Origin of the sequence: Pseudomonas sp. LjRoot277 (assembly GCF_964253845.1) — a bacterium.
Classification (GTDB): Bacteria; Pseudomonadota; Gammaproteobacteria; order Pseudomonadales; family Pseudomonadaceae; genus Aquipseudomonas.
Map to the genome: position 1 here is coordinate 2,249,637 of NZ_CAXURI020000001.1, position 12,916 is coordinate 2,262,552.

Consider the following 12,916-nt stretch of genomic DNA (forward strand, 5'->3'; position numbering starts at 1 on the left):
GCTTTTGCCTACCCCTCTTCACGATCCGCACAACGCCACCGGCGTCACGTTGAAACGGTTACCTCTGCGCAAAGCAGCGGTACTGTTTATTGCGGTCGTGTGCCTGAGCCTGTGTGGTTTGCTTTACCTGCAACTGGAGCAGTCGCGCCGGCATGACCTGGCGTTGGCGCAAGTGGCGTCATCAAACCTGACGCGGGCCATGGCGCAGCAGGCCGAAGACACCTTCATGCAAGCCGATCTGGTGCTGACCAGTCTGGCCGACTGGATTCAGGCTGACGGTTTCGGCACGCCCCAAAAGCCACACTTGCAGAAAATATTCGCCCGGCGGGTGCAGGCGCTGAATCAATTGCACGGGATACTTCTGTTCGACCAGAAGGGGCAGTGGATCGTTAGCTCCTTCGAAAATCTGCCGCGCGGCCCGGGTGTGTCGGATCGCGAGTACTTCAAATTCCACCAGCAGAACGTCTCGTCCCTGGCGCACATCGGGCCGGCGATTCGCAGTCGGGAAAATGGCGAGTGGATCATTCCGATATCCAAGCGTGTGAATGACAAAAATGGCAATTTCCAGGGCGTCTTGTTGGCCGGCATCAAGATGGCGTACTTCGATCAGTTCTTCAAAAGCTTCAGCATTGATGACAACGGTTCGATGTTTTTGGGCTTGACCGACGGAACGCTGCTGGCGCGACGGCCGTTTGTGGAATCGCTGATTGGCACATCACTGGCCAAGAGCGAGATCTTCGAGAAATTGCTGCCCAACGCACCCTCCGGTAACGCGATGTTCAGCTCTCTGGTCGATGGTGTTGTGCGGTTGTATGGCTACCGTCAGCTCGACGCTTATCCGCTGGTCGTGTCTGCCGCCTCGTCCAGGGATTCGATTCTCAAGGATTGGAACGACACGGCATTTCGCTCCACAGTCATTGTTGCCCTGGTGGTGTTGGGCGTGGGGCTGTTCGGATGGATGTTCCTTTATCAGGTGCGTGTCGGCGAACAGGTCGAGGCGGATTTGCGCAAGGCGAAGGAAGCGCTGAAGCTGATCGCGACCCACGACAGCCTGACCGGCCTGGGCAATCGCCGGCTGTTCGAGGGAGCGCTGGACATCGAGTTCGGCCGAGGTGCCCGGCAGTCGAGTTCGCTGAGCCTGATCATGCTCGATATCGATTACTTCAAGCGCTACAACGACGCTTATGGCCACGTGGCGGGAGACCATTGCCTGGCTGAAGTGGCGCGGGCGGTGAAGGGGTGCTGCCATCGAAAAGCCGATTTGGCAGTGCGCTACGGCGGTGAGGAGTTTGCGATATTGCTGCCCGACACTGACATTCACGGCGCGATGGTGATTGCCGAGCAGATCCGGCGCAGCGTCATGGACAAGAACATCATCCACAGCGGTTCACCCACGGGCTTCGTGACGGTCAGTCTGGGTTGTTACTCGTTTGTGCCGACGGGGCGGGACAGTATGGAGGTGTTCATCGAACGTGCGGATGCGGCGCTGTATCAAGCCAAGCATTCGGGGCGAAACCGCTCGGCGGTGCTGTCGATGGAGGGCGGTGTCGAGGCACTGATGCGTTCGGATCGTTGAGGTGTCTCGAGAGGGTGTTTCACCCGCGCAACACCCCGGCCAGCCGGCTGTCTGCCTGTCAGATCCCCTTCAATTGATCGTCTAGAGTTGCGGTAACGCTGCCGATCCCGGCAGGTCTCCCCACCGCACGGATGATCGTCAAAATGTTGATTACTCAAGCATTGGCAGCCGTTGCTCTAACCGTTGCAGCCTGCGCCATCTTTCCGCTCGCGAGCCACGCTCAATCGAAAGTCACAGCCGAAGAAGCACACGCCATCGGCGTGGATGCCTACCTTTATTTTTACCCGCTGTTGACCATGGACATCACCCGCAAGCAATTCACCAATATCGAGCCGGGCAAGGAATTCGGTAAAGGTCCGATGAATATGTTTATCAGCGTGCCGCAGTATCCACCTGCCAATTTCAAAGGGGTGGTGCGCTCGAACTTCGACACCTTGTATTCCATTGCCTGGCTGGATTTGACCCAAGAACCGCTGGTGATCGCAGCGCCCGATACGGCCGGGCGTTTTTACTTGCTGCCGATGCTCGACATGTGGACCGATGTGTTCGCCTCACCGGGTTGGCGCACCACGGGCACCCAAGCGGGGCAGTTTCTGGTGACACCGCCGGGCTGGACCGGGACGGTGCCTGCCGGACTGAACCATCTGCCGGCGCCTACGCCCTTTGTCTGGGTCATTGGCCGCACCAAGACCGACGGCGCTGCGGACTACGCGGCGGTGCACAAAATTCAGGCTGGCTACACCGTGACACCGTTGTCCCGACTGGGTAAAAGTCCCGAGGCAGCCAGCGTGAAAATTGACCCTGCCGTGGACATGAAGACCCCGCCCAAGATCCAGGTGGACTCAATGTCGGCGGCCGACTACTTCGCCTACGCCGCCGAATTGCTCAAAGTGCACCCTGCGCACATCACCGATCAACCGATCCTGGCGCAGATCAAGCGTATCGGTATCGAACCCGGAAAATCGTTCGACATGGATGCGTTGGACCCTGAAATCAAAGCAGCACTTCAGACCGTGCCCAAGGACGCGCAGGCGCTGATGACGTGGAAGGTTCCAACCCTCGCCCGCGTGGTCAACGGCTGGTCGATGAACACCGACACCATGGGCGTCTACGGCAACTACTACCTCAAGCGCGCGATCGTTGCGCAGATGGGGCTCGGCGCCAACTTGCCCGAGGATGCGATTTATCCACTGAACATCGGCGATGTCGAAGGCAAGCCACTCGATGGAGCGAACAAGTACGTGCTGCATTTCGACAAGGGTGAAATGCCGCCGGTAAACGCTTTCTGGTCGATCACCTTGTACGACCCTGAAGGATTCCAGGTCGGCAATGCGCTCAACCGGTTTGCGTTCAGTAGCTGGATGCCGTTCAAGACGAACGCCGACGGTTCGCTGGACATCTACTTCCAGCACGAAAACCCCGGCAAGGACCTTGAAGCCAATTGGCTGCCGGCACCGAAGGGCGGGTTCAACCTGACCATGCGTTTGTATGGGCCCAAGCCCGAGGTTTTGAACGGCAAGTGGAACCCGCCACCGGTCAAGCCAGCCTAGTCCCGCGTGAGTCGGCCTATGGAAAAGCAGGCGTTGCTGCCATTGCTCAAGGCGTCGCATGACGAGTTTCCAGTGTAGGGGCGTGCCTTTAGTCGCCTGACTCGCTCGTAGAGGCAACTGCCGGGGCGCACCCCCGGTCACAACTGGACATCGACCCTGCGTTGCGAGCGTTGGAACATGAAGAACCTGAAAATCGCGACATTCAACGTCAACGGCATGCGCGCCCGACTGCCGAACTTGTTGGCCTGGCTTGCGCGAGAGCAACCGGACATTGCGTGTTTGCAGGAGCTCAAGTCGGTTGACAGTGCATTCCCCGCCGCCGAGCTTGAGGCCGCTGGCTACGGCGCGATCTGGCAAGGTCAGTCTTCGTGGAACGGCGTGGCGATTCTGGCGCGGGATGCTCAGCCGCTGGAGAGTCGTCGAGGCCTGCCGGGTGATGACAGCGACACCCATAGCCGGTATCTGGAGGCCGCCGTGCACGGGATTCTGGTGGGTTGCCTGTACCTGCCCAACGGCAACCCGCAGCCGGGGCCGAAGTTCGATTACAAGCTGGCGTGGTTTGAACGGCTGATCCGCTACGCGCAGACGCTTCAGGCCAGTGAGCATCCCGTGGTGTTGGCCGGTGACTACAACGTGGTGCCCACCGACCTCGACATCTACAACCCGCGATCCTGGCTGAAGGATGCGTTGCTGCAACCTGAAAGCCGCGAGTGTTATCAGCGTCTGCTGGGTCAGGGCTGGACCGATTCCTTGCGCCATCTGCATCCGGAAGATCGGCTCTATACCTTCTGGGATTATTTTCGCCAGCACTGGCAAAAGAACTCAGGGCTGCGCATCGATCATCTGTTGCTTAACCCGGCGTTGAGTCCTTATCTGCAGCAGGCTGGAGTCGATGCCTGGGTTCGCAACGAGCCCCATGCGAGTGATCATGCGCCGACGTGGATTCGCTTGAGTTCGCGCAAGCAGCGTTGATATTGGCATGTGCGGCGATTGGCTAAATCAATTGTCAGTCGAGCCGCTTTATCCCTTATACATGGCGCCCATCGGCGGAGAAATCCGGCCCCCTGCATAAGGATCGAGCAATGAGCGAGCCACACCTGAGCAATCTTGCGTTGTACCTGCAGCGCCTGGGCTTCGACGCGCCTCCGGCGCCAACCCTGGAAACCCTGCGCCAACTTCAATTGCGCCACACCGGCGCCTTCGCGTTCGAAAACCTCACCACGTTGTCGGGTCAGCCGGTGCTCATCGACCTGCCGTCCATCGAGCAAAAGGTCCTGCACGATGGCCGCGGTGGTTACTGCTACGAACTCAACAACCTGTTCCTGGCCTTGCTCCAGGCACTGGGCTTCGACGCTCGCGGTATCTCCGGCCGAGTGGTCATGGGCCAGCCCGAAGGCGCATGGACCGCCCGGACACACCGCTTGAGCCTGGTGACCCTTGACGGCGTACGCTACATCACCGACGTCGGCTTCGGCGGCATGGTGCCCACCGCACCGCTGATGCTCGATACCCCGGCTGAACAGTTCACACCTCACGAACCCTATCGCATCGAGCCGCACGAGGATGGCTTCACCCTGCGCGCCAACGTCGCCGGCGAATGGCGGGCGATGTACATTTTCGATTTGCAGCGCCAGGAAGACATCGATTACGCCGTTGGCAACTGGTACGTCTCGACCCATCCGGAGTCGTCTTTCGCCAGGCAGCTGATGGTGGCGCGCACCGGCGAAGGGTGGCGCCGCACGCTGAACAACGGCAGTTTTGCGATTCATCGGATCGGCAGTGAGACTGAACGGCGGCAAGTGACGGATGTGGATGAATTGCTGGGTTTGTTGCGCAGCGAATTCGACATTCGGGTGCCACGGGAGGCGGCATTGCGCCGGGTTATTGAAGGGCTGATTCAACAGCCCTGAGCCTCACAGCTGCAGTCCCTCCTGCACCACCGACAGCAGATTGTCTTCGGTCATGGCAATTGCATCCGGTTGTTGCCCGGATTGATCGATCGCCTGCAGCCACCACTGCGTCTCGCCGTGTTCACTCACGGTTCGCAGCATCGAAAGTGCCTTTGCCTGTGTGCGGATCTCGACCCGCCCGGCACCATCCTCAGTGAAACGAGCGACGGGGTCGAAGGTGATGCTGTGGTGGTTGCCTTCAATCAGTAACTGGTCGATGGCGTAGTCGTAGGTCGCCCCGTCGGGATGACGCTCGAAGACGTGCGTCGGCACTCGCCGGATGTTCAGCCCGGCTTCGCTGAGCGGCTCCAGCCAGGTTTCGATGAGGTGGTACAGCTCGTAAACCTGTGCAGGCCAGCTGTCTATTTGGTGATCTGCACAGAGTGTCTCGTCGGCGCTGGACTGCTGGGTTTGCTTCAGTTTCGCGGCGAGTTGGTCAGCCTTGCTCATGTAGATTTCCTATCGTGGACTCAGTAAGAGCGTACCTCTATCAAGGTAGTGCACGTCTTGCCTTGCGTCATGTTGCCGGGAGGTTTTGGCTTCATATCAGGGAAGGTGCGGCGCAAGTCTCAGGTGTGGAATGGCCATGTGTCCATAATCTGACTGATTAGTTGTATACAACTCTATAGACATTTGTCCTGAGTATTGAATACAGTGTGCGCACAACAAAAACCAGGGAACCCCCCAAACCATGAAAACGCCCCATGTTTCACACCAGCGGCCTGAGGATGAAAATCTCGGGGTCGGCGCGAATATGGCTTACGGCCTGCAACACGTTCTGACCATGTACGGCGGCATCGTTGCGGTGCCTTTGATCATCGGCCAGGCGGCCGGGCTCTCGCCAGCGGACATTGGTTTGTTGATTGCTGCTTCATTGTTTGCAGGGGGGCTGGCGACGCTGCTGCAAACCCTGGGCTTACCGTTTTTCGGTTGCCAATTGCCGCTGGTACAGGGCGTGTCGTTCTCTGGTGTCGCGACGATGGTGGCGATTGTCAGTAGCGGCGGGGAGGGCGGGTTTCAATCGATTCTCGGGGCGGTGATTGCCGCGTCGTTGATCGGCCTGCTGATCACGCCGGTGTTCTCTCGAATCACCAGGTTTTTCCCGCCGCTGGTCACGGGCATTGTGATCACCACCATCGGCCTGACGCTGATGCCAGTGGCTGCACGCTGGGCCATGGGCGGTAACAGCCATGCCCCGGACTTTGGCAGCATGGCGAACATCGGTCTGGCGGCGGTGACACTGGTGCTGGTTCTGCTGTTGAGCAAGATCGGCAGCGCGACCATCTCGCGTTTGTCGATCCTGTTGGCGATGGTCATCGGTACGGTGATCGCGGTGTTCCTTGGCATGGCGGACTTCTCGTCCGTCACTCAAGGCCCGATGTTCGGCTTCCCGACGCCGTTCCACTTTGGCATGCCGACCTTCCACTTCGCCGCGATCCTGTCGATGTGCATCGTGGTCATGGTGACCCTGGTGGAAACCTCGGCCGACATCCTCGCCGTCGGTGAAATCATCGGCACCAAGGTCGATTCCAAACGCCTGGGCAACGGCCTGCGCGCCGACATGCTGTCGAGCATGATCGCGCCGATCTTCGGCTCCTTCACCCAAAGCGCGTTCGCCCAGAACGTCGGGCTGGTGGCGGTGACCGGCATCAAGAGTCGCTTCGTGGTGGCTACCGGCGGTTTGTTTCTGGTGATCCTCGGTTTGCTGCCGTTTATGGGCCGCGTCATCGCCGCTGTACCGACTTCTGTCCTCGGCGGCGCCGGTATCGTGCTGTTCGGCACCGTGGCGGCTAGCGGTATTCGTACGCTGTCCAAGGTCGACTACCGCAACAACGTCAACCTGATCATCGTCGCCACCTCCATCGGCTTCGGCATGATCCCCATCGCTGCGCCGAACTTCTACGACCACTTCCCAAGCTGGTTCGCCACGATCTTCCACTCTGGCATCAGCTCGTCGGCGATCATGGCCATCGTGCTGAACCTGACCTTCAACCACCTCACTGCCGGTAACTCCGATCAGCAGTCGGTGTTCGCGGCCGGCACTGAGCGCGTTCTGCGTTATCAGGATCTGGCAGCGTTGCGCGAAGGGGATTATTTCAGCGAAGGCAAACTGCGTGACTGCGACGGGAATGAGATTCCGGTGGTGGAGGTGGCTCATGCGTCAGACGAGCACCACCCTATCCATGCGAAAAGCAGTGAGCATGTCTGACTGCACTCAAGGGTAGATCGAGAGGCAGGTTGACACTCGCTCCAGTCATGATTGAAAATCGGAATCGAGGTCTGCAATTGCGCATCCTTGGGCTTGGCCTCCAGTATTGGCCCCCCATCTTGTTGGCAGCAGAGAAGCTGGCTCCCTCTGAAGTAGTGACGACTGGCATGCCGGTCGGATTCTGAACCCAAGGTCATTCGTGGTCTGGAGCTAAAGAATCGCTGCGACTACTCCTCGAAATATTCAAAAGGCGTCCTTTGGGGCGCCTTTTTTATTGCCTGGAATCTGGTTTGACAATGGTGCCGACCAAGGTGCCTTCGGCACGTCTTTTGGGATACCAGGTCACGACGTAGTAACCGAAACCACGACGCTCGTTCCTCGGCTCGAGAATGAGTGAGCCAGTGGGGTTTTTGAGTACGGCGACTCTGTGGTCTCCTCGCATTTCCTTGAATTCGCAGTAGATGGGGGCTCCAGGTACGACCATTTTGGCTATGTGAGTCGCGACATCGTCGATGGTGTGGCAGCCATACTTTCCCAAGTCAACTTTGTGGGCTTCCCAAACATGCCGGACGCCGAACCCTTTGTTTATTCCTTTGTGTATCCCGACCCTCAGGAAAATCTCACCTCCCCGTAAATCGAACTTGGGCATGACGGGGGAGAGTGCCAAAGCTCAACGAGCCTGAAGGGTGAGGGACAAGGGTGTTCTCCTTGAGTTTGAGTAACTCTGACACGCGAACAATCCAAGGCTATCGGTAGGCGAAAGGCGCTATTCATAACGTACAAAGTTGCTGATTCACAGGCCGCATCTGGCCATCACCGAAGTCGTTGCTGGCGCTCTGGTCCAAGGTTTACGGGGGTAAAAGGAAAGTAGAAATCTCGGCTACGGAAAGTTAGGAGATTTCCTACTTTCAACGGCGGGATGATTTGAGGGATTGCGTGTTTATGGCGGCCACAAAAAAGCCCCTGAACCTTTCGATTCAGGGGCTTTTCGATATTGCTGTCTGGCTCCACGACCTGGACTCGAACCAGGGACCCAGTGATTAACAGTCACTTGCTCTACCAACTGAGCTATCGCGGAATGGCGTGTATGTTACTGATTCAAAAAGAGAAGTCAAGCATCTATTAGCAATTTGGCGGGTTCACGGGGACGGACGGTGGTTTATCGACCGTGGGCGGTTACCAGAATCGCCTCAGAGGTCTACCATGGCCACCCGGAAGTGGTTACACGCGCTGCCGGCCATTCGCCGAAAAGGTACGCGCCATGAATCACCCAACCACCACACCTCGCCACAACGGGGTGTTCGCATGAGCATCGCTCAAATCAGCTTGCCCAAAGGCGTCGGCCCTCACGCCGAAAAACTGTTCGACGCAATCACTCAGGCCAGCACCGCTGATGAATTGAACCGTGCCGGTGGCAAGGCCGAAGGGTTTGTCCTGGGCCTGGAAAGCACCAAGGCCATCAAAAGCCAGGTCGCCGAATCGCTCTACGTCGCCTATGACGACGCTGCCAGCCAGCGTGCAACCGAACTGGCCTAACCGCCGAATGTGACAGTGGCGAGCATCAGTTTTGCGTACAGCATCGTTGCGGCCAGTTGCACCAGCCACAAGGCCAGGCCGCCGAGAAACACGCCAGCCGCGACTTGCATCACCAGGTTGTTACCGCGTTTGGCCGGGGTGCGAGGCACGAAGTGGTCCAGCTCATCGCGGTCGGCGCGTAGGTCATCGTTTTTCATGTTGGCTCTCGTAAGAATTTCGGGGTGTACATAAAACCTGTGGGAGCGGGCTTGCTCGCGAAGAGGGTGTGTCAGTCGATATCAATGTTGCCTGTTGCACCGCTTTCGCGAGCAAGTCGGATCGCCGCACCGCTGCTCCCACATTTGATCTGTGTGCAGTCTAGAGCGCCCGGTCGCCGGGTTGAGAATTTTCTGAGGCAATTAAAAACGGGAAGCCCTAGGGCTTCCCGTTTTTTTACCACTCGACGACTCAGATCACCGCAACGATGGCCTTGGTCACAACGTCGATGTTGCTCTGGTTCAGCGCGGCCACGCAGATGCGGCCGGTGTCCAGGGCGTAGATACCGAACTCGCTGCGCAGGCGGGTCACTTGCTCGACCGTCAGGCCGGAGTAGGAGAACATGCCGCGCTGACGACCGACGAAGCTGAAGTCGCGCTGCGGGGCGTTTTTCGCCAGCAGGTCGACCATCTGAATGCGCATGCCGCGAATCCGCAGACGCATTTCAGCCAGTTCTTCTTCCCACTGAGCGCGCAGTTCCGGGCTGTTCAGTACAGCGGCGACGATGCTTGCACCGTGGGTCGGCGGGTTGGAGTAGTTGGTGCGGATCACGCGTTTGACTTGCGACAGCACGCGCGCGCTTTCTTCTTTCGATTCGCTGACAATCGACAGGGCGCCCACGCGCTCGCCGTACAGCGAGAACGATTTGGAGAACGAGCTGGAGACGAAGAAGGTCAGGCCCGATTCAGCGAACAGGCGTACAGCTGCGGCGTCTTCGTCGATGCCATCGCCAAAGCCCTGGTAGGCCATGTCGAGGAACGGTACGTGACCTTTGGCTTTCACCACGTCCAGTACGTTATTCCAGTCCGCCGGGCTCAGGTCCACACCGGTCGGGTTGTGGCAGCAAGCGTGCAGGACAACGATGGAGCCGGACGGCAGGGCGTTCAAGTCTTCCAGCAAGCCAACACGGTTCACGTCGTGGGTTGCGGCGTCGTAGTAGCGATAGTTCTGCACCGGGAAGCCGGCCGTTTCGAACAGCGCGCGGTGGTTTTCCCAGCTTGGGTCGCTGATCGCCACGACAGCGTTCGGCAGCAGTTGCTTGAGGAAGTCGGCACCGATTTTCAGTGCGCCAGTACCGCCAACGGCTTGGGTGGTGATGACGCGGCCAGCGGCGATCAGTGGCGAGTCATTGCCGAACAGCAGTTTCTGCACAGCCTGGTCGTAGGCGGCGATGCCGTCGATTGGCAAGTAGCCACGGGAAGCATGTTGAGCGACGCGAATCGTCTCGGCTTCGACAACGGCGCGCAGGAGTGGAATTCGCCCCTCCTCGTTGCAGTAAACACCGACCCCCAGGTTGACCTTGTTGGTACGGGTGTCGGCGTTGAATGCTTCGTTGAGGCCCAGGATTGGATCGCGTGGTGCCATTTCGACAGCGGAGAACAGGCTCATTTTGCGGCGGCTCTGAATGGAAAGTGGAGGGACGTGTCGCGCTCCAGCCGAATGCACTAGAGCGGTGCACAAACGGGGAGCTAGTATAGAGGCCATCTGCGATTGATGGCGACAGACGATTCGGCTTTTACGGTAAGTTTTTCCGATTATTTCTCGACCGTTAGTCGATTGGCATCGTCAAAGGTTTTACCCGATGTAGGACGTTTGCCTTGAAAGCGAGGGCAATCGGCTCCACATTGAGCACAATCCAGTTTTTTCCTCGGGCGACATCGGTCGTTTGCGGTCTTTCCCGTTGCTGCCCGGTTCGCCCGGACAGGCGCGAACCCAGAGGTTTTTCATGTCTGAATTCCAGCTAGTCACCCGCTTCGAGCCCGCCGGCGATCAGCCGGAAGCCATCCGCCTGATGGTCGAGGGCATCGAAGCCGGGTTGGCGCACCAGACGTTGCTCGGTGTGACCGGCTCGGGCAAGACCTTCAGCATCGCCAATGTGATCGCCCAGATTCAGCGTCCGACTCTGGTGCTGGCACCGAACAAGACCCTGGCCGCGCAGTTGTACGGTGAGTTCAAGGCGTTCTTCCCGAACAACGCCGTCGAATACTTCGTTTCGTACTACGACTACTACCAGCCCGAGGCCTACGTGCCGTCATCGGATACGTTCATCGAGAAAGACGCCTCGATCAACGATCACATCGAGCAGATGCGATTGTCGGCGACCAAGGCACTGCTGGAGCGCAAGGACGCGATCATCGTCACCACCGTGTCGTGCATCTACGGTCTGGGCAGTCCGGAAACCTATTTGAAGATGGTTCTGCACGTTGATCGCGGCGACAAGCTCGATCAGCGTGCGTTGCTGCGTCGCTTGGCTGACCTGCAATACACCCGCAACGACATGGAGTTTGCCCGTGCGACCTTCCGGGTCCGCGGCGATGTGATTGATATCCACCCGGCGGAATCCGATTTCGAAGCGATCCGTATCGAGCTGTTCGATGACGAAGTGGAGAGCCTGTCCGCTTTCGATCCGCTGACCGGCGAAGTGATTCGCAAGCTGCCGCGGTTCACGTTCTATCCGAAAAGCCACTACGTGACCCCGCGAGAAACCCTGCTGGGTGCCGTCGAAGGGATCAAAGTCGAGTTGCAGGAGCGCCTGGACTACCTGCGCACCAACAATAAACTCGTTGAGGCCCAGCGCCTGGAGCAGCGCACTCGTTTCGATCTGGAGATGATCCTCGAACTGGGTTATTGCAACGGCATCGAAAACTACTCGCGCTACCTGTCGGGCCGTGAATCCGGCCAGGCGCCGCCGACTTTGTTTGACTACCTGCCGGCTGACGCCTTGCTGGTGATCGACGAATCCCACGTCAGCGTGCCGCAGGTCGGCGCCATGTATAAGGGCGACCGCTCGCGTAAAGAGACGCTGGTGGAATACGGTTTCCGTCTGCCGTCCGCGCTGGATAACCGACCGATGCGCTTCGACGAGTTCGAAAACATCAGCCCGCAGACGATTTTCGTCTCGGCCACGCCGGGTAATTACGAGGCAGAACACGCCGGTCGCGTGGTCGAGCAACTGGTGCGTCCGACTGGCCTGGTGGACCCGCAAATCGAAATCCGCCCGGCGTTGACCCAAGTCGATGATCTGCTCTCGGAGATCGGCAAGCGTGTGGCGCAGGAAGAGCGGGTGCTGGTCACCACGCTGACCAAGCGTATGTCCGAAGACTTGACCGATTACCTGGCCGACCACGGCGTGCGGGTACGTTATCTGCACTCGGACATCGACACGGTGGAACGGGTCGAGATCATCCGCGATCTGCGTCTGGGCACTTTCGATGTGCTGGTGGGGATCAACCTGCTGCGTGAAGGCCTGGACATGCCGGAAGTCTCGCTGGTGGCAATCCTCGATGCAGACAAGGAAGGCTTCCTGCGTTCCGAACGCTCGCTGATCCAGACCATCGGCCGGGCAGCGCGCAACCTCAATGGTCGGGCGATTCTCTACGCGGATCGCATCACCGGTTCCATGGAGCGGGCGATCGGCGAAACCGAGCGTCGTCGCGACAAGCAGATTGCCTTTAACCTGGCCAATGGCATCACGCCCAAAGGCGTGTTCAAGGACGTTGCCGACATCATGGAAGGCGCCACCGTGCCGGGTTCGCGCAGCAAGAAGCGCAAAGGCATGGCCAAGGCCGCCGAGGAAAACGCCAAGTACGAAGCGGAACTGCGCTCGCCGGGTGAAATCGCCAAGCGTATCAAGGCGCTGGAAGAGAAAATGTACCAACTCGCCCGCGACCTGGAGTTCGAAGCAGCGGCGCAGATGCGCGACGAGATTGGCAAGTTGCGGGAGCGGTTGATTACTGTCTGATGGCGAAACGAGGTCCCTGTGGCGAGGGGGCTTGCCCCCGTTCGGCTGCGCAGCAGTCGTAAAACCCGCTAGCGATGTAATCCTGACACATCGCGGCGT

The 12,916-nt window shown here is 58.9% G+C and carries 10 protein-coding genes and 1 tRNA gene; 7 read left to right on the forward strand and 4 right to left on the reverse strand.

Annotation, left to right across the window (positions count from 1 at the left end; translation table 11 throughout):
* Positions 1-4 precede the first annotated feature (4 nt).
* The 4 genes from ACSQ87_RS10570 to ACSQ87_RS10585 all read left to right on the forward strand — a co-directional run bounded on the left by ACSQ87_RS10570 (position 5) and on the right by ACSQ87_RS10585 (position 5,036).
* Positions 5-1,576, forward strand: a complete 1,572-nt coding sequence (locus ACSQ87_RS10570) for a sensor domain-containing diguanylate cyclase (RefSeq protein WP_436273594.1) — start codon at positions 5-7, stop codon at positions 1,574-1,576.
* A 143-nt stretch (positions 1,577-1,719) separates the two neighbouring features.
* Complete coding sequence (locus ACSQ87_RS10575) at positions 1,720-3,126, forward strand: DUF1254 domain-containing protein (RefSeq protein ID WP_223432065.1); 1,407 nt, start codon at positions 1,720-1,722, stop codon at positions 3,124-3,126.
* Positions 3,127-3,303: 177 nt separating this feature from the next.
* Positions 3,304-4,098, forward strand: coding sequence for an exodeoxyribonuclease III (locus ACSQ87_RS10580; RefSeq protein WP_223432066.1), 795 nt, complete (start codon positions 3,304-3,306; stop codon positions 4,096-4,098).
* A gap of 110 nt (positions 4,099-4,208) precedes the next feature.
* Positions 4,209-5,036: an arylamine N-acetyltransferase family protein gene (locus tag ACSQ87_RS10585; RefSeq protein ID WP_223432067.1), complete on the forward strand. Its 828-nt coding sequence runs from the start codon at positions 4,209-4,211 to the stop codon at positions 5,034-5,036.
* Between the two features lie 3 nt (positions 5,037-5,039).
* Here the strand turns inward: ACSQ87_RS10585 and ACSQ87_RS10590 are convergent, their stop codons facing one another.
* On the reverse strand, positions 5,040-5,525 hold the full coding sequence (locus ACSQ87_RS10590; protein ID WP_223432068.1) for a hypothetical protein: 486 nt from the start codon (positions 5,523-5,525) through the stop codon (positions 5,040-5,042).
* A 241-nt stretch (positions 5,526-5,766) separates the two neighbouring features.
* Here ACSQ87_RS10590 and ACSQ87_RS10595 point away from each other — a divergent pair, with 241 nt between their 5' ends.
* A complete protein-coding gene (locus ACSQ87_RS10595) occupies positions 5,767-7,284 on the forward strand; it encodes a nucleobase:cation symporter-2 family protein (RefSeq protein ID WP_046047754.1) in 1,518 nt (505 codons plus the stop codon).
* Between the two features lie 1,002 nt (positions 7,285-8,286).
* Here ACSQ87_RS10595 and ACSQ87_RS10600 read toward each other — a convergent pair.
* A tRNA-Asn gene (locus ACSQ87_RS10600) sits at positions 8,287-8,362 on the reverse strand.
* 227 nt (positions 8,363-8,589) lie between these two features.
* Between ACSQ87_RS10600 and ACSQ87_RS10605 the strand changes: the two genes are divergently transcribed.
* Complete coding sequence (locus tag ACSQ87_RS10605; RefSeq protein WP_008007186.1) at positions 8,590-8,820, forward strand: hypothetical protein; 231 nt, start codon at positions 8,590-8,592, stop codon at positions 8,818-8,820.
* Here the strand turns inward: ACSQ87_RS10605 and ACSQ87_RS10610 are convergent.
* Positions 8,817-9,017 carry a hypothetical protein gene (locus ACSQ87_RS10610; protein WP_008151298.1) on the reverse strand — a complete coding sequence of 67 codons (201 nt, stop codon included), beginning with the start codon at positions 9,015-9,017 and terminating at the stop codon, positions 8,817-8,819. The two genes, ACSQ87_RS10605 and ACSQ87_RS10610, sit on opposite strands and share 4 nt — an antisense overlap.
* Positions 9,018-9,267: 250 nt before the next feature.
* Positions 9,268-10,464 (reverse strand): amino acid aminotransferase, encoded by a 1,197-nt coding sequence (locus ACSQ87_RS10615; RefSeq protein WP_095128606.1) that lies wholly within the window; start codon positions 10,462-10,464, stop codon positions 9,268-9,270.
* Between the two features lie 337 nt (positions 10,465-10,801).
* Between ACSQ87_RS10615 and uvrB the strand changes: the two genes are divergently transcribed.
* A complete protein-coding gene (gene uvrB / locus ACSQ87_RS10620; RefSeq protein WP_223432069.1) occupies positions 10,802-12,817 on the forward strand; it encodes an excinuclease ABC subunit UvrB in 2,016 nt (671 codons plus the stop codon).
* Positions 12,818-12,916 lie beyond the last annotated feature (99 nt).